A 21197-nucleotide genomic window follows, 5' to 3' on the forward strand; every position below is an offset into this window, starting at 1 on the left:
TTTACTTCGGAGTATATAATAGATGATAAGTAATTTTTTTAATTTAATACGTATTTTTCGTATCATCAGTAAAAAACAAATCTTAATTGATTCAAGAAGCCCTAAATATTTTAGGTTTATCGGTTATATATTAGCCTTATTTTTTGCTCCGGTCTCGTTAATAAAAAAATCACGGGAAGATTACGGCAAACGCTTAATAGATTGTTTAAGTGATCTTGGACCTATTTATATAAAATTTGGACAAACTCTTTCGACAAGAGCCGATTTAGTAGGAGCAGAGATAGCAGGTTATTTAAGGTTACTGCAAGATAAGCTACCTCCGTTTGATGGTGGGGTGGCTAGAAGGTTGATAACGTCATTGCGAGGAGACATTTATGTCGACGAAGCAATCTCAGCAAGCAAACAAAAGATTGCCACGCAGCCTACGGCTGCTTGCAATGACGCCCTCCCTTTCTTACACCTCGACTATACCCCCATCGCTGCCGCATCAATTTCGCAGGTACATAAAGCACAACTTATAACCGGTGAATATGTTGCGGTAAAAATTTTGCGTCCGGGTATTCATAAAAAATATAACAGAGATATTAAGCTGCTATATTTTCTTGCAAAAATTATCTCAAAATTTTCTAAAGCAAAAAGGCTCAAACCGATTAAAGTAGTCGATAAATTTCATGAAACTATGAAATTTGAGCTTGATTTACGTTTAGAGGCGGCAGCAGCTTCTGAGCTTACGGATAATATGCAAAATGATATTAATGTGATAATCCCTAAAATATATTGGGATTTAACATCAGAAAATATATTAACCACCGAGTGGTTAGACGGCGCTTCTATATATGATACTTTGCTACTAAAGGAAATGGGGTTAGAGCCTGCAAAAATATCTCAGGATTTTGCCGTAATGTTTTTCAATCAAGCCTATAGAGACGGATTTTTTCATGCTGATTTACATGCAGGGAATATTTTAGTGAATAAGCAAGGTAAGATAATTTTACTTGATTTCGGTATTATGGGCAGACTTAAAGAAAAAGATCGTTTAGCCGTTGCCGAAAGTTTATTTGGCTTTTTAAGGCGTGATTATAAATTAGTTGCTAAAGTACATTTAAGAGCCGGCTACATCCCATCAAATACCGATTTAGCTTTATTCGCTCAAAGTTGTAGAGCAGTTACCGAGCCTATAGTAGGGATGCCCATAAAAAATATTTCCATAGGTAAGCTGCTTGCACATTTATTTAAAATCACGGAAGATTTCGGCATGGAAGTACAACCGGAGTTGTTGCTATTGCAAAAGACTTTAATAATGGTGGAAGGGATAGGCAGACAGTTAGACGGTAATGTTAATATGTGGCAGCTCGCCGAACCTTGGATTAAAAAATGGGCCGTGAAAAATCTAAGCCCTGAAGCGAAGTTGTTACGATTGGTAAAGCATGACCTAGATAGTCTAGAGGATATTATTTGAAATATAAAAATGATTAATATTATAGCCTTATATATTAAGAAATTTATTATTATGAAACTAAAAGATTTATTTATTAAATATCCTATTACTACTCCTTTTTTGGTTGATTGTAAAAATGATAAATTAGTATTTCCTTCAGATAAAGAACAAAAATATAAAAGAGACCTAAAAGAAAAAATAGGAGAGGAAGAGTTTGAAAAATTAACGGCTTTAGATAAAATTGTTCAATGCCCCGAAAACTTAGAAAATATAGCTTTAGTAAGTATAGAAAAATATCTTGATAAACCACTTATAGTAGCGAAATTGCTTAATGATGTACAACGTGAATATTATAAATCCATATAGATCCCGATAATAATATTAAATCGATTTTGCATTTCTCAGCAATATATTTTATCGGTGATGTAGGGTGAATGCCGGCTGAAGTTTTAAAACTCGAGTATAATGTCGGTACTATACAGCAAAAATCTTTACCGAAAATCATGGAATTATGGCCTGACCCTTACTATTACAACTGGATTCAGAAAAATAAAGAGTATAACAACCCGGATATAGATCCTCAGGTAATGGAGAATATTGTTTTATTGTGTGGAGAGGTTAGTATGGATTTACCGGTAAATGAAAAATTATAGTAAAAAACCATTGCAAGATAACCATGACTTTTAAAATTAAAAAGTAAAATTTTATAAACCTTTAAAGGGACTGTTGCGAGATAATTTTTAATAGTAAAATGAGAGGAAAACAGATAAATAAATATTTAGCTCTGTCCAAATATTTTTAAAAAGAAATTCTGTTTAATATTGAGATAAAATTTATTCAATAGTATAGTAATTTAATAGAGATTTGTTTACAGAGTTAGGATTTTTATTAACAAATTTCTCTAAGCTATTAAAGTTGTTAAAACCACTAATCGTTTTAAATTAAAACATATGGCATTCATAAATTCAGAGAATTGATTTTTGGCAATTCCTATATATCTAACCCGTTTATTATCTTTTGAAAATACCCTCTCAAAAGGTGCTCTGATTTTCGTATAATATTTATCAAGGTCAAAATTCTTATCTTTCATATTATTTTTCTTTATTGAGCAAAGATGGAACCCCTTTTTAGCTGCTGCATTCTTGGCAGAGATTGTACAATAACCTTTATCAACATATGTAGCACCGGAGCTTGGCATAACATGCTTAAAACCTTTGCTATCAGTAACATTTGCAGGGGTAACTGCAACCTTATTGATCATTCCTGATTGAATATCGACACTCACATGTTTTTTATAACCATACCAAAATTTATTTGCTCCCTTACAGCCAATTTTAGCTTGTTTATCCTTTACAACCTTAGGCAGAGTCTCATTATTCAATTTATCATATTTTTGTGTTCTTAGTTTATCACGTTCCTCCCAAAGATTAGCTTTTGAGATTAAATGAGAAGCATCTACAAAGGTAAATACTTCACCCATATAGCCTTGTGCTCGTAGTTGATCTCGGAATTTTACAAATATTTTTGATAGTAAATTAGTGCCTATTTTTTTACGTATTTTACTAAATACACTATAATCAGGCGTCTTCTCTGTAAGAGCAAAATCACAAAACCATTTTGCCGCTGTGCTATCAGCTAAATAACGTTCCAATTCCCGATCCGATAAGTCTTCCATAAATTGCAGCAGCAAACATTTAAACAGCCTCACTATACCATAGCCTTTATAGTTAGCTTCGCATTCTACTGCTAATAACTCAGCTTCAACTGCTTTAAAATTGAATAAACTTTTGAATTTACGATATTGATGATCCACACTTATTAACTCATCTAAACTTACCATTATCATTTGATACTCAGACATATGAACATATTTTTTGTTTTTTTTAATTATACCTGCTATCCTCTCATCTCGCAACAGTCCCTTAAATTATATAAAGGTATTTAAATGTCTAAAAGCCAAGAGCAAGAGCAGGAATCCATTAATAATATAAGGCAACAGCTTGATGAAGAATATAAAAACCTTTCGTGGGTTCAAGTTGGATATTTAGCGCTTGGAGCTGACACAGGTAACAAAAAATATGATGAGTTAAATAAACGATATCTAGATCTTAATAAAGATAATTTAGGTATAATACAAAGTGTTATCCAAGCAGTCGGGAATGTTCCTAGTGCATTGCAGTTTACCTGGAAGACTTCAAGTTTTACCTGATCTTGCATTGGAGCTTAATAACCTCAGAAAAGCGAGAAGTGCTACCAATAGTGTAGGTTCTATTGAAGCTGGTTGCAAGATGATAGCAGATGCAGCATCGCTTATAAAAAAATGTGCTTCTGTTTTACATTCCGAAACTATATCCAATAGTTCAAAAGAAACTCTTTTACAGTCTAAAGTTATCCCATATCTTCTCACGCCTATTTTAAATAAGAGGCTTAGCAAAATAACAAAAAACTTTCAAACTTCCGAAACAGAAAAAATAAATGTATTAGACAAAATTACTTCAGACAAAGTAAAACCCCTTCTTAATCACGATTTAGTACAATTTTAAAAAATCCTGATAATCAAAAGGGGTTAGTTCAAATTACGGAAAATATAATCAATAATAAAGCACAAAAAATCGCTAAACCTGAATTAATTCAAATTGCCGATAAATTTAGCAAACATGAATACGGTAAAATTATTATTGCTGGCGTTAAAATTATTATCAGATCCAAAAGTGCTAGGAGTAGTAGCAGAAACTATAGTTAATTTAGGAAAAAGTAAATTTAGTAAAGATAAAGAAGCGGTAGGACCGCATACAAGTAAGGTATTAGAAGAAAGACAAAGAGAGATAGGAAAATCCGGTAGAGGAGCCTAAGTCCTGTGCACTTTTAATAGAATAATCATAATTATGGCTCTTTTTAGTTGGAAATTATCAAATTTTTTTGAAATATGCATAACTATTCCTTCAAAAATCTTATTAATTTTCGCTTAAAAAGATCTAATAATTATAATCATTAGGGACTGTTGCGAGATGAGAGGATAGCAGGTATAATTAAAAAAAACAAAAAATATGTTCATATGTCTGAGTATCAAATGATAATGGTAAGTTTAGATGAGTTAATAAGTGTGGATCATCAATATCGTAAATTCAAAAGTTTATTCAATTTTAAAGCAGTTGAAGCTGAGTTATTAGCAGTAGAATGCGAAGCTAACTATAAAGGCTATGGTATAGTGAGGCTGTTTAAATGTTTGCTGCTGCAATTTATGGAAGACTTATCGGATCGGGAATTGGAACGTTATTTAGCTGATAGCACAGCGGCAAAATGGTTTTGTGATTTTGCTCTTACAGAGAAGACGCCTGATTATAGTGTATTTAGTAAAATACGTAAAAAAATAGGCACTAATTTACTATCAAAAATATTTGTAAAATTCCGAGATCAACTACGAGCACAAGGCTATATGGGTGAAGTATTTACCTTTGTAGATGCTTCTCATTTAATCTCAAAAGCTAATCTTTGGGAGGAACGTGATAAACTAAGAACACAAAAATATGATAAATTGAATAATGAGACTCTGCCTAAGGTTGTAAAGGATAAACAAGCTAAAATTGGCTGTAAGGGAGCAAATAAATTTTGGTATGGTTATAAAAAACATGTGAGTGTCGATATTCAATCAGGAATGATCAATAAGGTTGCAGTTACCCCTGCAAATGTTACTGATAGCAAAGGTTTTAAGCATGTTATGCCAAGCTCCGGTGCTACATATGTTGATAAAGGTTATTGTACAATCTCTGCCAAGAATGCAGCAGCTAAAAAGGGGTTCCATCTTTGCTCAATAAAGAAAAATAATATGAAAGATAAGAATTTTGACCTTGATAAATATTATACGAAAATCAGAGCACCTTTTGAGAGGGTATTTTCAAAAGATAATAAACGGGTTAGATATATAGGAATTGCCAAAAATCAATTCTCTGAATTTATGAATGCCATATGTTTTAATTTAAAACGATTAGTGGTTTTAACAACTTTAATAGCTTAGAGAAATTTGTTAATAAAAATCCTAACTCTGTAAACAAATCTCTATTAAATTACTATACTATTGAATAAATTTTATCTCAATATTAAACAGAATTTCTTTTTAAAAATATTTGGACAGAGCTAAATATTTATTTATCTGTTTTCCTCTCATTTTACTATTAAAAATTATCTCGCAACAGTCCCATTAATCAAAAGTGCACAGGACTTAGAAACATCTTGCTATTATTTGATTAAAATTATATTGTAAATTCAAAGTGTCATTATGAAATTACAAGGATGATAGAAAGAAATTATTATTTAACACATATCACAGGTGCCCTTGAGATATTCCCTATTTGTTCCATTCTCGGTCCAAGGCAATATGGTAAAACTACTTTTTAGCTCACGCTTATATTAAACAGCTTAAAGAAGATGAAAAGAGCTACTTTTTTGACCTTGAGGATCCAGCTCACTTAGATCAATTTAAGAATCTTAAAACAATTCTTGAGCCTTTAAACGGTTTAATAGTAATTGATGAAATTCAAAGACAACCTGAAATTTTTCCTTATTTAAGAGTTCTTGCTGACTATTCAAACAAAAAATTTTTAATATTAGGTAGTGCTTCTGGAGAATTATTGCGACAATCTTCAGAATCATTAGCCGGCCGTATTGAATATACGGAGCTTACTCCGTTCAATTTAATAGAGATAAATGATTTTAGGGAGTTATGGTTAAGAGGTGGTTTTCCTAAATCATATTTAGCAAAAAATTATGTCCAAAGTGCTTAGATGGCGTAATAGCTACATCACTAGTTTTATCGAGCGTGATTTGCCTAGTTTAGGAATATCTCTTAATGCACATGTAATGAGGCAGTTATGGATGATGCTTGCTCATAATCATGGGCAATTATTAAATTATAACGAGCTTGGAAGGTCGCTCGGTTTAACGGATATGACTATCAAACGTTATACTGAAATATTAGAGCAAACTTTTATGATTCGGTTATTAAAACCTTGGTATGAAAATATCTCAAAACATCAAGTGAAAGCACCAAAAGTCTATATACGAGATAGCGGAATACTACATGCATTATTAGGGATTCACGAACATGATTGGTATGTTCATCCAAAACGCGGTCTTTCATTTGAAGGGTTTGTAATAGAGGAGTTAATACGTAAATTTAAAACGGATGCAGAGTATTTTTTTTGGCGCACGCAAACAGGAGCAGAATTAGATTTATTAATTATTAAGAATGGTAAGAAATACGGCTTTGAAGTAAAAAATGCTGATGCTCCGATTACTAAATCAATGCATACCGTTCTTGCCGATTTGCAGTTAGAACATTTATATATTGTTACCGCCGGGAATAATACATATAAAAAAACAGAAAAAATAAGTGTAGTTGGAATAGCGAACTTATCTAATTTACAGCTTGGTTAAAGTATATAAGTTACCATATTTCATTACCTTTAGTCTTATCATTACTTAATAAATTCATGATGACAAATCAGTAATATTATCTAGTAATATATCTAATTCAGATTTTTCGGTGCTAATAACTAAACTGTTATTAATTAATTTTAAACTACACATACGGGTTTTTAGTTTTTACGTAAATGAATCTAATAGGAACGCCCGGCATGTCAAAAGCCTCACGCATATTGTTTACTAAATACCTAGTATAGCTATCGGTAATCTTTTCTGGATTATTGGAGAATAGCTTGAAAGTAGGAGGGCGGGTTTTTGTTTGAGTCATATATTTTACACGCACTCTTCTGCCGCCTTTTTGTAAAGGCAGCAGATGTGCTTCCGTAGTAAAATTAAGCCATTCATTTAATTTGCTAGTAGTTATTTTCTTATTCCAAATTTTATAAATTTTAAGACAAGCATCTAGCACTTGTTCAATATTTTGTTTATTTATTGCTGAAATGAATAGAACGGGGATACCTTTAACCTGAGGCAGATGAGTATTTATCTGATAATAAAATTCTTCCTGAAATGCTTCTTTTTCGGATTCTTTAACTAAATCCCATTTATTCACTACTATAACTATACTTCTTCCTTCATTTACCACATGGCTTGCAATATTTAAATCTTGCTGTTTTAAAGGAGCTAAAGCATCAATCATTAAGATTACGGTATTAGCAAATTTAATACTGTTAATAGTATCCGATGCCGATAATTTTTCTAAAGACTCTGTAATAGTAGATTTCTTGCGGAGTCCCGCCGTATCAATCAATTTAATATGATTATTTTTATATTGCCAATCAATTTCAATTGATTCACGAGTAATGCCGGCTTCAGGACCGGTTAATAATCTTTCATCATTAATAAGAGCGTTTATAAAAGTAGATTTTCCGGCGTTAGGTCTGCCACTAACTACTATCTGCAAACAATCTCCTTTAATTGGATCGGCTATATTTGTTTCGATTGATTCTTCTTCAGGTAACTTGGCAATAATTTCGTCATATAAATCAATTAAGCCTGTGCCATGCTCGGCAGAGATAGCTATCATACTATCAAACCCTAATTTGTAGTACTCTTTATCAAAATCAAAAGCTTTCTCGCATTTATTAACTACCAATATAGCCGGCTTATTATATTTTCTAACAAAACTACTAAGTAGCTTATCATCAGGTAATATTCCGCTTCTACTGTCAACCATAAAGCAAATTAAATCTGCCTCTAAAATTGCTTTAGTAGTCTGCTCCATTAACCTCTCTCCAATACTATTAGGATTCTCGTCAAGTCCTGGGGTATCAATTAACAAAAATTCAAAAGAGCCGATTTTGCCGTCTGTATATTTTCTATCTCTAGTGACGCCTGGCAAATCGTGCACGATAGCTTTTTTACGTATGCTTAATCTATTGAAAAGCGTTGATTTGCCTACATTCGGACGACCAACTAAAGTAATGATTTTCTTAGTCATTATTAATATATTATTATGGTTAAGAGAACTAATAATGCCCCGATAACACCTACTATATTTGCTATTATAATAGGTGTATTTTTTATTAATATGCCGTATATAAGCCAACTACAAAGAGCAATAGCACTTATAGTAAAGGCGGGCATAGAAACAGAAGCCGAAGATTGGCAGGTGAAAATCTTATGAGCCTGTACATAGAACATAAAATTGCCGATTGTACCGACAATCATCATATATTTTTCGTAAAATGTCATGAATTTTGGAGACATATATTTATTTTTAAAAAGTGGTCTATGTAATTCCTGCGTAGGCGGGAATCCATTAAAATCATATAAAAACTTGTTTTTATATGGTTATTTTATCAAATTATGTAACTCCTATATCAATATTAAAGCTATTTTTTTGGACTCCCGCATACGCGGGAATGACATACGGCTAAGATAGCAACATTCCACATTGACTATCCCTTAAAACTCGCAATTACCGGTATATGATCTGAAGGTTTTTCTTGAGTCCTTAAATTATAATCCATATAGCAATTTTCTAAATAGTCAATAGTATTATTACAACCAAGAATCATATCAATCCTCATACCTTTATTTTGTTCAAAACATCCGGCTCTATAATCCCACCATGAAAATTCTTGCTTACTCGGATGCATTAATCTGTATAAATCCTCAAATCCGGAATTTAGAATAGTGCGTAATTTTTTTTGTTCAACCTCAGTAAAACAAGTAGTTTCAGCCAGTAGCTTAGGTGAATATACGTCTATATCGAACGGTGCAATATTGAAATCACCGCCTATGATAGTTTTTTCGTCAAAAGATTTTTTAGTTGATAGATAATTGATAAAATTATCATAAAATGCTAGTTTTGCTACAAATTTATCGCTACCGACAAATGAACCGTTAGGAGCATAGAGCGAGATTATATTACAAAACCCTATAGGTAATGATAATTTTATTTCTAAGAATCTTGCTTGATCACTGCAGTCATTATTCGGAAAATCCTTAATTATTTCATCGGCAGGAAACTTTGAAATTATAGCAACACCGTTATATGATTTTTGTCCGTGAACATAAGAATTATAAGGTAGATCGGATAATGCATCAAAAGGAAATTTTGCGGTTTCACATTTTATTTCTTGCAATAATAAAATATCCGGATTTTCTTTAGATAAAAAATGACGCAATAAATTAAGTCTTGTTTTTATGGAATTAATATTCCAAGTAGCTATCTTCATGTTTGTTTTTCTATATCTTCTAATTTTGCATTACGGAATCGCCACTCAAGAAAACCAAAATGATAAACTAAGAGACTAGTAATAAATGCTCCGGCAATTACTATATTCATTGAATATTTGTATGATAATTTGGATTACTACTGTACATATCTAATAATATGCTAAAAGCTATAACCCATAAATACAGTGATTTCAATACTAACTCCTCTTGGTATCCTCTTAATTGAATTTTCTTTCATAATAAAATCTCGTAATATTGCACCGCAATTAGCTGTAATGAAAGCAAAAAACGGTCCCCAAAAACTTAGAGGCTCAATTTTGTGAATAATAACCATTGCAACTCCTCTCAGTAGTATAAGTAGCTCCGTCGGCATTGCCGCTTTGAATATCTAATTGATCTTGATACCAGCTATCTTGATTGTACTCAATATTGATACCTATTTTTGCAGCAATAGCGTTCATTAATTCTATATCCATACCGGAAACGGTAGTATGACCGTTTGAAGCAGCAATTAATGATTGATAAGGCTCATTTACATATCATGCATTTATCAAAGTTTTTTTATCAGCTGTCCCTTCGCATTCTAAAATTGCTTGTTGTTCGTTCGTGCCTATGCTTAAAGCATACAAATTTTTAGAAATGAGAAGTATAAAAATAAAAAGCTTTAAACTTTTCATGGTCTGTATTTTTTTAGAATTAAAATGTCATTCTGTAGCAATATTTTATCGTCATTGCGAACAGTTGTTGTTGCGTGGATATCCGAGTCGTCATTGCGAGAAGAATTACGCAGTAATGCGATGAAGCAATCTCAGGAGCTTATCATTATTTCATGAGATTGCCACGCAGCTTACGGCTGTTCGCAATGACGATAAAAACCAAAGCCTTTAAGCACGAACTACTTTAATTTCACCGTCAGAAAATTTAATATTAAAAATTTTTTCATTCGCAGCAGTAATTTTAGAAGATAAAAAATTACCAGTTTCTCCTTTAACTATAGCAAAACCTCGTTTTAATACGTTGTGATAATCAAGGCTTGCAAGTAACGTACTATTTAATTCTAATTTATACTCAAAGTTTTTCAAAGTATTATTTGCCGATTTTGATAGATAAGCTGTTTGATGTGTTAATTCTAATGTTTTGTAATTGATTATTTTAGCAGGGTTAACTCTTTCTTTAGAAAAAGATTTAATCTTTGTTTCTTGTAGTTCAATAAAGCACGGTAAAGCATCTAGTAAATTAAAACCGGTTTCGTCCAGTAATTGCTGCCTATTATTTATATAGTGAGAGAGATATCTGTGTATTTTATCGTAATTTACTATATTTTGTTCGTGATATTTCATTAACCGGCTAGTATTATTCAATAATATTCTTTCATAAGATTGTAGCGTATTATTTAAAATAGATCGTACCGGTACAGCAAATTCTGCGGCAGCAGTCGGTGTTGGAGCTCTTTTATCGGCTGCTAAATCTATTAAAGTATAATCCACTTCATGACCTACTGCGGAAATAATAGGAATTTTTGAGTTATAAGCAGCACGTACTAATATCTCATCGTTAAATGACCAAAGATCTTCTATAGAACCGCCACCTCTAGCAACGATTATAACACGTGGTTTATTTACCTCTTCTAAATTGTTAAATCCTTCAATTGCTTCAGCAATTTCATTGCCAGAATTTTCGCCTTGTACGCTAACCGGCCATATTATTATCCGAGTCGGAAAACGTTCGCGAATACGATGAATAATATCTTTAATAACAGCACCGGTTATTGAAGTGATAACGCCTATTTTATCAGGTAAAAAGGGTATAGGAATACGTATTTTATTAAATAAGCCTTCTTTCTCGAGCCTTGCTTTACGCTCATTTAGAATTTGCAGCATAGCTCCAAGTCCTGTGGGTTGCAAATTATCTACCGATAATTGATAACGTGAATTACCTGCATAACTTGAGAGTTTACCGCTAATTACTACTTCCATGCCGTCATTTAAAGGAAATTTGATTTTAGCAAGAATAGGACGCCAGCAAGTACAGGCTAAAATGGCGGTATTTTCTTTTAAGTTAAAATAAGCATGACCTGAGGTTGCTATTTTTAAGCCTGAAATTTCGCCTTTTACCTTAATATAGCCAAAATTATTTTCTAATAGCTCTTTGATTTTATTAGAAATCTCACTAACTGAAAACTCTTTGGTTGCTTGATGCGCAATGAAATTGTCTAGCATTTTATTAGTACTTGGTTTTTTGCGCTGAGGGTAACACATTATTCGTCATTACGAGGAGAAACTATAAGTTTTGACGAAGCAATCTCAGGAGTTTATCCTACTTCATGAGATGGCCACGTCGATGCTATGCATCTCCTCGCAATGATGGTTATCATCTCCATAGAATAACCTTGTACTACAAAAGAGCAAGCAAAATTTTTTATTATTTGATATATTGCTAATAGCTTGCTATTATTTTTTACTATTAAAATATATTTATTAATATAAATGCTACTGCGAATAATATGTTTGCTTATTATCATAATATTTTCTTTGGTAAGTTTTGCCGCTTTTTCTAAGAATGGTCAAAATATTAAAATAAGCAATATTATAGCTGACTTCGTAGAGTATAATGAAAATCAGGATTTGATATATGCTAAAGGTAATATAAGAATTATCATGGATGAGTATTTATTAACGGCAGATAATTTACTTTATGATATAGAAAACGATATTTTATGGGCGGAAGGTAATATCCGAATTAAGGATAAACAAAATCGGATAATAGAGGGAGACAAAGCGGTTTTAAAAGATGAATTTAAGAAAGGTATCATATCGGAATTCATTTTGCTTTCCGGTGATAATAATCTTTTAATTGCTAAACTTGCCGAAAGAATAAATGAAAATAATCTTAAGCTGCACCATGCCGAGTTTACCCCTTGTGATGTTACTTGTAATAGAAACCCTATTTGGCAAATTGCTGCTAAGGATACTTATATTCATTCCGCAGAGCATAGAGTAGTTTATAAAAACGTGTTTTTTGAAGTATACGGTGTACCGATTTGTTACTTACCGTATTTTTTTCATCCGACTCATACGGCCCCTGCAACTTCTGGATTATTGGTACCTGACGTCAAAAATAAAGGGTTTGGCATCCCCTTATATCTACGTGCAAAACCTAATATGGATTTTACGCTCACTCCAAGAATTTTTAGTAAATATCAAACTTATGAGCTAGAAGCACGTTATCGCCTGAATGATACCGATAATATGAATTTTCAAGTTAGTTACGGTAAATTACCGTATTTTCTAGAAAAAGATGGAAGTGTAGTGAAAAATAAAAAAGTTTCTTCTTATCATTATATAGCAAGTGGTAATTTTATGAGTACCGATAAAGTTTATGATTACGGTTTCAGGGTGGAGCGTACATCGGATAAAGCTTATTTAAAAAATTATTATAATAACTACGCTTCATATTTAACTTCTAAAATATTCTTAAATAAAATTCATGAGGCTGATTATTTTTCGGCGGAAGGATTAAGTTTTCAAGGCTTAGGTATTAATGATCGTAAATATACCGATCCTATAGTATTACCAAAAATCAATACAAAAAACGTGATAAATTTGAATGATAATGACAACAGCCATATCGTTGTTGAAAATAATACGTTAATGTACAAAGAAAGAATAGGAAAACAAGTTGCTAGAACCTCTTTGCAACTATCCTTTATGCATAATGTGCTGACTGCTTCAGGACAAATTTTTGATTTTGCTGCTAAAGATAGAGGCGATTTTTATCTTGCTAGATGGGCTGATGTAGATAAGCCGAGAGAAAGTAAATCATTTCAAAGGAATATACCGGAATTGCAAACTTTATGGCGTTATCCGTTAGTAGGCAATATAACAAAAACAATAAATTTACTTATTGAGCCGGTAGTTTCTTTTACTGTGGGACGTAAACTATCTAAGAAAGATAAAAAATTTGTTATAATTGATCCTGCTAAATATGAATTATCCGAAAAAAATATCTTTTTATCCAATCGTTATAGTGGTATTGATTGCCATGATTTCAGTAATAGATTAAGTTACGGCTTAAATACTAGTATTGCTAAAGAAGAAAATTATTTAAAATTATTTTTAGGACACTCCCGTAATACAAGATATAGTATAGATTTGCCGGCTGATGATAGGGAAAATGTAGGGCAGATACTAGGTAATCTTTCTAATAATTTAGAAGTGTTTTATAGCTTTCGGAAAGATAGATATTTCAGACCTATTAGAGATGAAGTGGGAGGAAATTTTAACTATGAGAAGATTAACTTTCTAGGTAGTTTTATTCAGCTTACCAATCTTAACAAATATTATTCCGTAGAAAGTATAAAGGTTTCAAATAATAGAGTACGACAATTTTATGGAGACATAAATTATCAGCTAGCGGAAAATTGGACTATAGGCTTTGGTGTACGCATTGATCTCTCTAGACGATCTCCAAATTTACTTACTCGAACTATTAGGATGACATATGTTAAAGATTGTGTTAGAATTACTGCAAAGATTTATTCCGATTATCTAGCCGATGGAAGTAGAGGAATCAAAAAGACTACCTCTTCGCCGACTATTTCTATCGGTTTAAAAGTTTTAAACATGTGAGTATACTCGTTTTATTTGAAAAATTGGCTATGTCGTCTTATAAGTTCTGCGGTGCTCACGTACTAAATGTACGCTCCGCTCCTTGACTTATAGACTCCTTGCTCTTTTCCAAATAAAACTTCGTCTACTTACTGGTCACTTATTCAGAGTATCACATGAGAAAATTATTATTAATCATTACCGTTTTTTTTACTTTTAATGTAGCACAAGCATCATTACCGAATATAGTAGCATCCGTAAATGATGAACCTATTACTCTTAATGAGTTCCGTGCTAGAAAAAAAATGATTATGGCACTAAATAATGTTGAAAGTCTAACGCCTGCTCAAGATAAGCAGCTAAGTGACTTAGCACTTAAGAGCTTAATTGACGAATCTTTGCTTTTTCAATATGCAGGAGATAGAGAAATTCCGCAAGAAGAGATAGATAACGCTATTCAGTCTATTGAAGATCGTAATAAAATGCCTCACGGTTCTCTTCTTCAGTATCTAAAAAGCAGATCGGTTAATCCTGATAGTTTTATTTCCCAAATTAAATCCGAGTTGATTAAAATGAATATTTTATCAAGTCTATCAAGATCGGTACAAGTAAGTAATAAAGAAATAGATGTTGCAATTTTATCTAGCGATCAAAAAGACGTAGAAATTTCAATGCAAGTATTTACATCTAAAGATGGTGGCAATAAAGCGTTTACGCAGATGAATAATTTGAAAAATCGACTAAAAAAATGTGCGGATGTTAAAAAATCGCTTTATGATAATTTTGCTACTATGCAAATTATTACCGATAAGCTTAGCAAGATAGAAGGCGTAAAACAAACTATTGTAAAGGACTTAACTCCTGATAAAGCAAGTAATGTTTTTGAAGTAAATAACAAATTTGAAATAACATTAGTGTGCAGCAAAAAAATCTTAAATGTTAATGAAGATGAAAATAATTATGTAGTAAATTTCCTAACCAATAAAAAGATTTCGCAAAAAGCACAAAAAATGTTTGAAAATATGCGTAAGAAAGCAGCTATAAAAATAATGCTGCCGTCTTAGTGTGTGTTATTCTATGTCATTCCCGTGTAGGCGAGAATCCAGAAAAATAACCTTGATTATTAATACAGAATTATATTTGATAAAAACAAACATATAAAAACAAGTTTTTATATGTTTTACTGGATTCCCGCTTTCACGGGAATGACATACCCTATGCTCCCTTCAATTGCAAAACACGCAGCTTTACATCAAGTTAATCCTCTTAAAAAGCACGGACAAAATTTTATTTTTGACAGTAGTCTATGTGATAAAATCGTACGTGCAAGTAACCTGGCAGAAAATAGCCGAGTATTAGAAATAGGGCCCGGCACAGGAGGGTTAACTAGGTCAATATTGCAGAAAAATCCTGAATCCTTAACTGTTATAGAAACAGATGAGAGATGCCTACCGCTCCTTAATGAGATTAAAGAATATTATCCTAATCTAAATATTATTAAACAAGATGCTCTTGAAATAAATTTAACCGATTTAAGCTATGATACAGTCAATTCAGTTGGATTTGCATACAAGAAGCGAGAAGCGAAGCCTATAACTAATAGGAGAGCGAACGATATAGGCGAGTCTAAATCAATTGACTATAAAGTAACTATAATCTCTAATTTACCGTACCATATAGGTACTGAGTTAGTGATTAGATGGCTGAAAGAAGCACGGCTAATTACTAGTATGACGCTAATGTTACAAAAGGAAGTAGTAGAACGTATTTGTGCTATACCCTCAACTAAAGCATATGGCAGATTATCGGTAATATGTCAGCTAATAGCTAAAGTGGAAAAGTGCTTTGACGTAGCGCCAACTGCTTTCTATCCACCTCCTAAAGTATATTCTGCGATAGTTAAACTAATACCTTTAGAAAATCCGCCGTCTATTGCTCTGATAAATAAAGTTGAGCAAATAACAAAGCTTGCTTTTGCAGGACGACGGAAAATGATCAAATCATCACTGAAAAATCTTGTACCTAATATACATGAAGTATTAACTCAGTTGAAAATCAAGGATAATTATCGTGCTGAAAATCTTGCCCCTCAAGATTATTTGAGAATTGCTGAAATATTATAGCTTGCATCATTCAGCTTTATCTAACTTTTTTGCTTCTGCTTCTTGCTGTAGTTTATATTCTGCTGCTTTTTCATCTATATAGTTAAAAAAGAAATAACAGAAAGTTAAAAAACTAGTCAAAACTATTCCAGGAGTTATTAGTATTAACTTAAGCTCTTTCCTTGCATTTTGAGCTTTTAATTTCTTTTCTTCCTCTTCATCAATATAAGACTCAGAGGTTAAAATTTCTTCTTCTTTATATGTTAACTCTTTAAAATTAGCTTATATATTAATTATAGAGTTTAATTATCATGTGAGAGAAGTAATTTATAGGGGGAGGGAATAAGTCAATAATTATATATTTAATAAATCTATCTTACTCAAAAATACGGCTTTTTCTATTTAATAGGTAAATATAATTTAGTTCTTGAGTCTTATAATAAAGCAATTGAACTTGATCCTACAAATTCTGAAGCACAATATAATAAACAACATTTATTAAAGCGTATGTATTATTAAGTAAAAAACGCTGCAAAGCTTTTACTTATTGCCTTTTCAATCTATTCTGTTTGCTAGATTTCTTTAGTCTAAAATAAGCGAAGCAGTGATGCTATTCGTCTATTGTAATTTGCTTGATTGCGACAATTGTCTTATGCAAATGTTCAGCTAAAGCAAACATATTAAATAGCATTGGCTTGGTGGTTAGTTTTTTGTGGCAATCTCTAAATCAGTTTCACTCATAATATCTAGTTGCGATGCGAATTAATACATTAGGGTCACAGCTACGCATTAATTTCGGTTATCGCTACAGGTTTCCTTGATATCAACAGCCTCAAGTGCCTATAAGATATTTAAAAGTTCCAGCGTGAGCGAAAAAAGACGTTTAGTAAATTTAATATTTGGGAACTTAATATTGAAACCTGAAAAGCTTGATTTTATGATGCGTTCGCTGTTTGATACATTGGTGAATTTGCCTAAAAATGGCAATGGTACCCGCGGCCGGACTTGAACCGGCAAGAGCTTACGCTCCACGGATTTTAAGTCCGTTATGTCTACCATTCCATCACGCGGGCAGCTGTGGATATTAAGGTTGCATTTGCTAAGTGGACAGACTAATAAAAAAAATATGAAAAAGCAAGTACTTTTATCGTTAATATATTAGTCTGATATGAAAAAGTTATTAAACACCTTTAAAATCGTTAGTTTACTCATTAATTTATTAGATAATTAACTTAAATAGTGACAAAATAGTAATAATATGATAGATTAGTTTCAGGAAGTAATACTTTCTCTTGCATGTTATTGACATGTTTATTGACAAATGCCGCAAGGTAAGGTAGTTTTGCATAATGAATTTTTATCGGCTTTTATATTTAAGTAAGGCTTAAAGTAAAATTTAAGTTTTAGTTATTATAAGCGTGTGTTAAGTTCAAATAAGTAATTTCTATCTAATAAAGGTTTTTATGGCTACAAATATAGTAGGTAAAGTTAAGTGGTATAATTCTACAAAGAATTTTGGATTTATTGAACAAGAAAATTGCGGCAAAGATGTGTTTGTACACAAATCAGCCGTAGACGCAGCAGGTTTACATAGCCTTGAAGAAGGACAAGATGTAATTTTTGATCTTGAAGAAAAGCAAGGAAAAGCCTATGCTGTTAACCTCAGAATTAAATAAATTTATAATACCAAAAGCAGCTATCCAAAATTGTTTATAATTTAGGGTAGCCTAGTCATCTTTATCAAAATAGTAAATATTTTGTTTTTGTCTTATAATAACCTATATAATTTTAAGTATAATAAATTATTTTTACTAAAGGGCATGAAAATGCCCTAAATCTAATAATATTATTCTGGCTTGAATAAGATTCTAAAATAGTTTCATTATTCATTATCGTTTTATATATTTAGTTGGTGTTTTGTAATCTAGCTTAAGCATATTTTTTGATTCAGGATAATTATATAAGTCGTTATTTTAATTTACTATAACTTATTTTTTATACAATAGATCTCTTGCATAACTTATCTTATAAAGGGAATAAGAACTGCTACTCTACGCAGCGTACATAGTTAAGTATGTAAGGATGAGAGAGCAGCGTCGATGTCTCATATATCTTTAAGAAATGAGTTATGTTAAGAGGTCTAATCAATAATGTGCATATTTTGATTTAAAACTATATTGGATTATATAATGAAAAATTTTAATTTATCTGAAGAATTAATTATTGCTCTCGAGACAATGAATATAACTGAGCCGACTGAAATACAAAAGCAATCGATTCCGGTTGCAATGGTGGGATCGGACATACTCGCTTCTAGCCAAACAGGTTCAGGCAAAACTCTTGCTTATTTATTGCCGTTAATTGATTCATTTATTAAAAATAAAACTACTGCTTTAATTCTTGTTCCGACTAGAGAATTAGCAACGCAAATACACAGTACTTTAAATAAATTAACTACATCCTATAAAATTAATAGTGCAGTTTTGATAGGCGGTGAACCGATGCCTAAACAATTTATGCAATTAAAAAAGAATCCAAAAGTGATTATCGGTACACCGGGGCGTATTATCGATCACTTAAATAGGGGAAGTCTAAAAATTGATCGTATAGGCATAACCGTACTTGACGAAATGGATAGAATGCTTGATATGGGGATGAAAGAACAATTAGAAGAAATCAATAAATTTTTACCGGAAAAAAGACAAGTTTTAATGTTTTCCGCTACTATGCCAAAACATATTATTGCTGTTTCTCAAAAATATCTAAACAATCCGGTACGTATTACGGTAGGTGCTACTAATAAAGCAGCTGCAGAAATAAAACAGGAATCAATGCATGTTTCTGATAAAGAAAAATTTAGTGAATTAACTAAACAACTTGGTAATAGGGAAGGATCGGTCATTATTTTTGTGAAGACTAAACGCTCTGCCGATCAATTAGCTAAAATGTTGAAATATGAAAATCATACAGCAGAAGCTATACACGGTGATTTAAGTCAGCGTCAACGTGAAAGAGTAATTTTATCATTTCGTAAGTCAAACCATAGAATAATGGTAGCAACTGATGTAGCGGCTCGTGGGCTTGATATTCCTCATACACAGCATGTTATTAATTATGATTTACCTATGTGTCCTGAAGATTATTTACATAGGATAGGTAGAACGGGTAGAGCAGGGGCTACCGGACATGCGTTGTCTTTTATTTCTCCTGATGATGTTATTAGATGGCGTGCAATCGATCGTCTAGTAAATAAAGGAGAATCTACGCCACGTAGTGAGTTTAGAAGTGATAAAAATAATCGTAAAAGATCATTCGGTAAAAGAGCCAGCGGTGACGGTAAAAAGTTTAATGCTTTTGATAGTAGCCGTAAAAGAACCTTTGATGGTAACAGCTACGGTAATAAAAGAAAGAAAGTATCGTAGTTTGGATTTATGTCATTTATATCATTGCGAGGAAATTACGTAAGTAATTTACAAAGCAATCTCAAGAGTTTATTATTATCTCATGAGATTGCCACGCAGCCTTATGGCTGCTCGCAATGACGATTAGATATCCATGCGAGCAATGCCTTCGCAGGAATGACAACCGTATATTTTAAAGGAGGATAAATTCATAAGTTTAAATTTTTCACGATTTCAATATATATCTAATATTTTCTTTATATTAATAATTTCTTTTCCTGGAGGTTTAATTTATTTACTTACCGGTTCAACTCTTTCTTTTTGGCTTCGAGAATCCGGTTTTGATAAAATCACTATCGGGCTTTTGAGTTTAGTGAATTTTATTCATATATTTAAATTTTTATGGGGTCCTTTGCTTGAAAAAGTAAGTTTTGCTCCTTTAAGTAAGCGGGGATATAAATATTGTTTAATTATTGCTTTGGTTAGTTGTATTTTTTGTGTATATGTTCTAACAAATTTTAACCCTAACACTCATTTTATACCATTTGCTTTATGCTTAGTAGCTGTGGCATTTTTTTCGTCCATTTATGATATGTTACTTCAATCATCACAGATGTTACTGATTACAAATAAAAATTGGGGCATAAGTGAGGCAGCTTGTACTACAGGCTTTAGAATAGGTATACTTATAGCAGGTTCAGGAGCGTTATATTTATCTACTATCATATCCTGGCAAGATGTTTATCGTGCTATGGCAATTTTATGTATACCGTCATTACTATTAATTATAATCTATCCGCTTAAATTTAAAGATAAGATAATTATTAATGATTTTGATAGATTTTGGCATGCTTTTTATGATTTTGTCAAGAAACCTAAATGGCTAATAATTGTTAGTTTTATGCTTCTATATCGTCTTCAAGATAATTTTCTGTCAATTATGCCGAATATGTTTTATCTCGATATTGGGTATACGAAGAAAGATTTAGCTCTTGGATATAAAGCTTTCGGTATGTGTGCTACAATCCTTGGAGGTTTTATAGGTGGGTTTTTGTGCCGAAAATATGAATATTCTTATTTGCTTAAAAGAGCATTAATATATCATGCTTTATCTAGCCTATCTTTTTTATTTCTCTATTTTTATAATCGAGATATTACAAGTTTGTATATAGCGGTCTTTTTTCAAGAATTTACCAAGGGCTTAACTATGTCGCCGTTTTTTTCTTACCAATTAAGATGCTGTAGTTCTAAATATTGTATAACCCAAATTGCTTTAATTACTTCTATTGCTTATATTAGTACCATATTATTTGGTAGTATTTCAGGCTATGCAGCTACTTATTTAGGCTGGACTTATTTCTTTATTGTAGCAGGATTTTGTTTTATACCGGCTTATATATTAATTAGATATTTGCCGCCTTATGTTATTTCTAGCTAAAAGCGGGAATCTAGCACAATATTTATAATTGTCATTGCGAGGAGG

Annotated in this window: 24 protein-coding genes, 1 tRNA gene and 1 pseudogene; 15 read left to right on the forward strand and 11 right to left on the reverse strand. The window is 32.0% G+C overall.

Going from position 1 to position 21197, the window contains the following annotated elements:
• Positions 1-22: 22 nt before the first annotated feature.
• The 3 genes from ubiB (at position 23) to C4Q30_RS07030 (ending at position 2091) form a co-directional block, all read left to right on the forward strand.
• Positions 23-1459 (forward strand): 2-polyprenylphenol 6-hydroxylase, encoded by a 1437-nt coding sequence (gene ubiB, locus C4Q30_RS07020; RefSeq protein ID WP_103897590.1) that lies wholly within the window; start codon positions 23-25, stop codon positions 1457-1459.
• Between the two features lie 9 nt (positions 1460-1468).
• A complete protein-coding gene (locus C4Q30_RS07025; protein ID WP_103897591.1) occupies positions 1469-1804 on the forward strand; it encodes a hypothetical protein in 336 nt (111 codons plus the stop codon).
• A gap of 68 nt (positions 1805-1872) precedes the next feature.
• Positions 1873-2091, forward strand: a complete 219-nt coding sequence (locus tag C4Q30_RS07030) for a hypothetical protein (RefSeq protein ID WP_103897592.1) — start codon at positions 1873-1875, stop codon at positions 2089-2091.
• 248 nt (positions 2092-2339) lie between these two features.
• Here C4Q30_RS07030 and C4Q30_RS07035 read toward each other — a convergent pair whose 3' ends face one another.
• Positions 2340-3353 carry a transposase gene (locus C4Q30_RS07035; protein ID WP_209445201.1) on the reverse strand — a complete coding sequence of 338 codons (1014 nt, stop codon included), beginning with the start codon at positions 3351-3353 and terminating at the stop codon, positions 2340-2342.
• A gap of 30 nt (positions 3354-3383) precedes the next feature.
• Here C4Q30_RS07035 and C4Q30_RS10000 point away from each other — a divergent pair, with 30 nt between their 5' ends.
• From C4Q30_RS10000 to C4Q30_RS10565, 5 genes and pseudogenes are all read left to right on the forward strand, one after another.
• The gene (locus C4Q30_RS10000) at positions 3384-3647 is read left to right on the forward strand and encodes a hypothetical protein (RefSeq protein WP_245207532.1); all 264 of its coding nucleotides are present in this window, start codon (positions 3384-3386) and stop codon (positions 3645-3647) included.
• Positions 3607-3981: a hypothetical protein gene (locus C4Q30_RS10005; RefSeq protein WP_245207533.1), complete on the forward strand. Its 375-nt coding sequence runs from the start codon at positions 3607-3609 to the stop codon at positions 3979-3981. The genes C4Q30_RS10000 and C4Q30_RS10005 overlap by 41 nt, the downstream gene beginning before the upstream one ends.
• A 114-nt stretch (positions 3982-4095) precedes the next feature.
• Positions 4096-4290: a hypothetical protein gene (locus tag C4Q30_RS07045; RefSeq protein WP_085065745.1), complete on the forward strand. Its 195-nt coding sequence runs from the start codon at positions 4096-4098 to the stop codon at positions 4288-4290.
• A 149-nt stretch (positions 4291-4439) separates the two neighbouring features.
• Positions 4440-5453 (forward strand): transposase, encoded by a 1014-nt coding sequence (locus tag C4Q30_RS07050; RefSeq protein ID WP_209445201.1) that lies wholly within the window; start codon positions 4440-4442, stop codon positions 5451-5453.
• A 275-nt stretch (positions 5454-5728) separates the two neighbouring features.
• A pseudogene (locus C4Q30_RS10565) lies at positions 5729-6871 on the forward strand (ATP-binding protein).
• Positions 6872-7016: 145 nt separating this feature from the next.
• Here the strand turns inward: C4Q30_RS10565 and der are convergent.
• From der to C4Q30_RS07085, 8 genes are all read right to left on the reverse strand, one after another.
• Positions 7017-8360: a ribosome biogenesis GTPase Der gene (gene der, locus C4Q30_RS07060; RefSeq protein ID WP_103897593.1), complete on the reverse strand. Its 1344-nt coding sequence runs from the start codon at positions 8358-8360 to the stop codon at positions 7017-7019.
• Between the two features lie 2 nt (positions 8361-8362).
• The gene (locus C4Q30_RS07065) at positions 8363-8629 is read right to left on the reverse strand and encodes a SemiSWEET family sugar transporter (RefSeq protein ID WP_014014659.1); all 267 of its coding nucleotides are present in this window, start codon (positions 8627-8629) and stop codon (positions 8363-8365) included.
• 191 nt (positions 8630-8820) lie between these two features.
• The gene (xth, locus tag C4Q30_RS07070; protein ID WP_103897594.1) at positions 8821-9603 is read right to left on the reverse strand and encodes an exodeoxyribonuclease III; all 783 of its coding nucleotides are present in this window, start codon (positions 9601-9603) and stop codon (positions 8821-8823) included.
• Positions 9604-9764: 161 nt separating this feature from the next.
• Positions 9765-9938 (reverse strand): hypothetical protein, encoded by a 174-nt coding sequence (locus C4Q30_RS10020; RefSeq protein WP_245207535.1) that lies wholly within the window; start codon positions 9936-9938, stop codon positions 9765-9767.
• Positions 9916-10080, reverse strand: coding sequence for a type 2 periplasmic-binding domain-containing protein (locus C4Q30_RS10025; protein WP_245207536.1), 165 nt, complete (start codon positions 10078-10080; stop codon positions 9916-9918). The genes C4Q30_RS10020 and C4Q30_RS10025 overlap by 23 nt, the downstream gene beginning before the upstream one ends.
• A gap of 63 nt (positions 10081-10143) precedes the next feature.
• Complete coding sequence (locus C4Q30_RS10030; protein WP_245207537.1) at positions 10144-10281, reverse strand: hypothetical protein; 138 nt, start codon at positions 10279-10281, stop codon at positions 10144-10146.
• A gap of 207 nt (positions 10282-10488) precedes the next feature.
• On the reverse strand, positions 10489-11823 hold the full coding sequence (xseA, locus tag C4Q30_RS07080; protein ID WP_103897595.1) for an exodeoxyribonuclease VII large subunit: 1335 nt from the start codon (positions 11821-11823) through the stop codon (positions 10489-10491).
• Positions 11824-11915: 92 nt separating this feature from the next.
• Positions 11916-12125, reverse strand: coding sequence for a hypothetical protein (locus tag C4Q30_RS07085; RefSeq protein WP_103897596.1), 210 nt, complete (start codon positions 12123-12125; stop codon positions 11916-11918).
• On the opposite strand from C4Q30_RS07085, the gene C4Q30_RS07090 reads away from it, so the two are divergent.
• The 3 genes from C4Q30_RS07090 to rsmA all read left to right on the forward strand — a co-directional run bounded on the left by C4Q30_RS07090 (position 12091) and on the right by rsmA (position 16334).
• Positions 12091-14232 carry an LPS-assembly protein LptD gene (locus tag C4Q30_RS07090; RefSeq protein ID WP_103897597.1) on the forward strand — a complete coding sequence of 714 codons (2142 nt, stop codon included), beginning with the start codon at positions 12091-12093 and terminating at the stop codon, positions 14230-14232. The two genes, C4Q30_RS07085 and C4Q30_RS07090, sit on opposite strands and share 35 nt — an antisense overlap.
• Before the next feature lie 155 nt (positions 14233-14387).
• Complete coding sequence (locus tag C4Q30_RS07095) at positions 14388-15275, forward strand: SurA N-terminal domain-containing protein (RefSeq protein WP_103897598.1); 888 nt, start codon at positions 14388-14390, stop codon at positions 15273-15275.
• 153 nt (positions 15276-15428) lie between these two features.
• Positions 15429-16334 (forward strand): 16S rRNA (adenine(1518)-N(6)/adenine(1519)-N(6))-dimethyltransferase RsmA, encoded by a 906-nt coding sequence (gene rsmA / locus C4Q30_RS07100; protein ID WP_103897599.1) that lies wholly within the window; start codon positions 15429-15431, stop codon positions 16332-16334.
• A 6-nt stretch (positions 16335-16340) separates the two neighbouring features.
• Here rsmA and C4Q30_RS07105 read toward each other — a convergent pair whose 3' ends face one another.
• On the reverse strand, positions 16341-16559 hold the full coding sequence (locus C4Q30_RS07105; protein WP_082068648.1) for an RP671a family tick cell line-upregulated protein: 219 nt from the start codon (positions 16557-16559) through the stop codon (positions 16341-16343).
• Positions 16560-16718: 159 nt separating this feature from the next.
• On the opposite strand from C4Q30_RS07105, the gene C4Q30_RS08650 reads away from it, so the two are divergent.
• Entirely contained in the window at positions 16719-16832 is a 114-nt protein-coding gene (locus C4Q30_RS08650; RefSeq protein WP_231839142.1) for a tetratricopeptide repeat protein, read from the forward strand.
• Between the two features lie 468 nt (positions 16833-17300).
• Here the strand turns inward: C4Q30_RS08650 and C4Q30_RS07115 are convergent.
• Positions 17301-17386 (reverse strand) — tRNA-Leu (locus C4Q30_RS07115).
• 390 nt (positions 17387-17776) lie between these two features.
• Here C4Q30_RS07115 and C4Q30_RS07125 point away from each other — a divergent pair.
• From C4Q30_RS07125 to C4Q30_RS07135, 3 genes are all read left to right on the forward strand, one after another.
• Complete coding sequence (locus C4Q30_RS07125) at positions 17777-17989, forward strand: cold-shock protein (protein WP_103897601.1); 213 nt, start codon at positions 17777-17779, stop codon at positions 17987-17989.
• Positions 17990-18502: 513 nt separating this feature from the next.
• Positions 18503-19735, forward strand: coding sequence for a DEAD/DEAH box helicase (locus C4Q30_RS07130; protein WP_103897602.1), 1233 nt, complete (start codon positions 18503-18505; stop codon positions 19733-19735).
• 190 nt (positions 19736-19925) lie between these two features.
• Entirely contained in the window at positions 19926-21152 is a 1227-nt protein-coding gene (locus tag C4Q30_RS07135; RefSeq protein WP_103897603.1) for an MFS transporter, read from the forward strand.
• Positions 21153-21197 lie beyond the last annotated feature (45 nt).

Origin of the sequence: Rickettsia fournieri (genome assembly GCF_900243065.1) — a bacterium.
Classification (GTDB): domain Bacteria; phylum Pseudomonadota; class Alphaproteobacteria; order Rickettsiales; family Rickettsiaceae; genus Rickettsia; species Rickettsia rickettsii.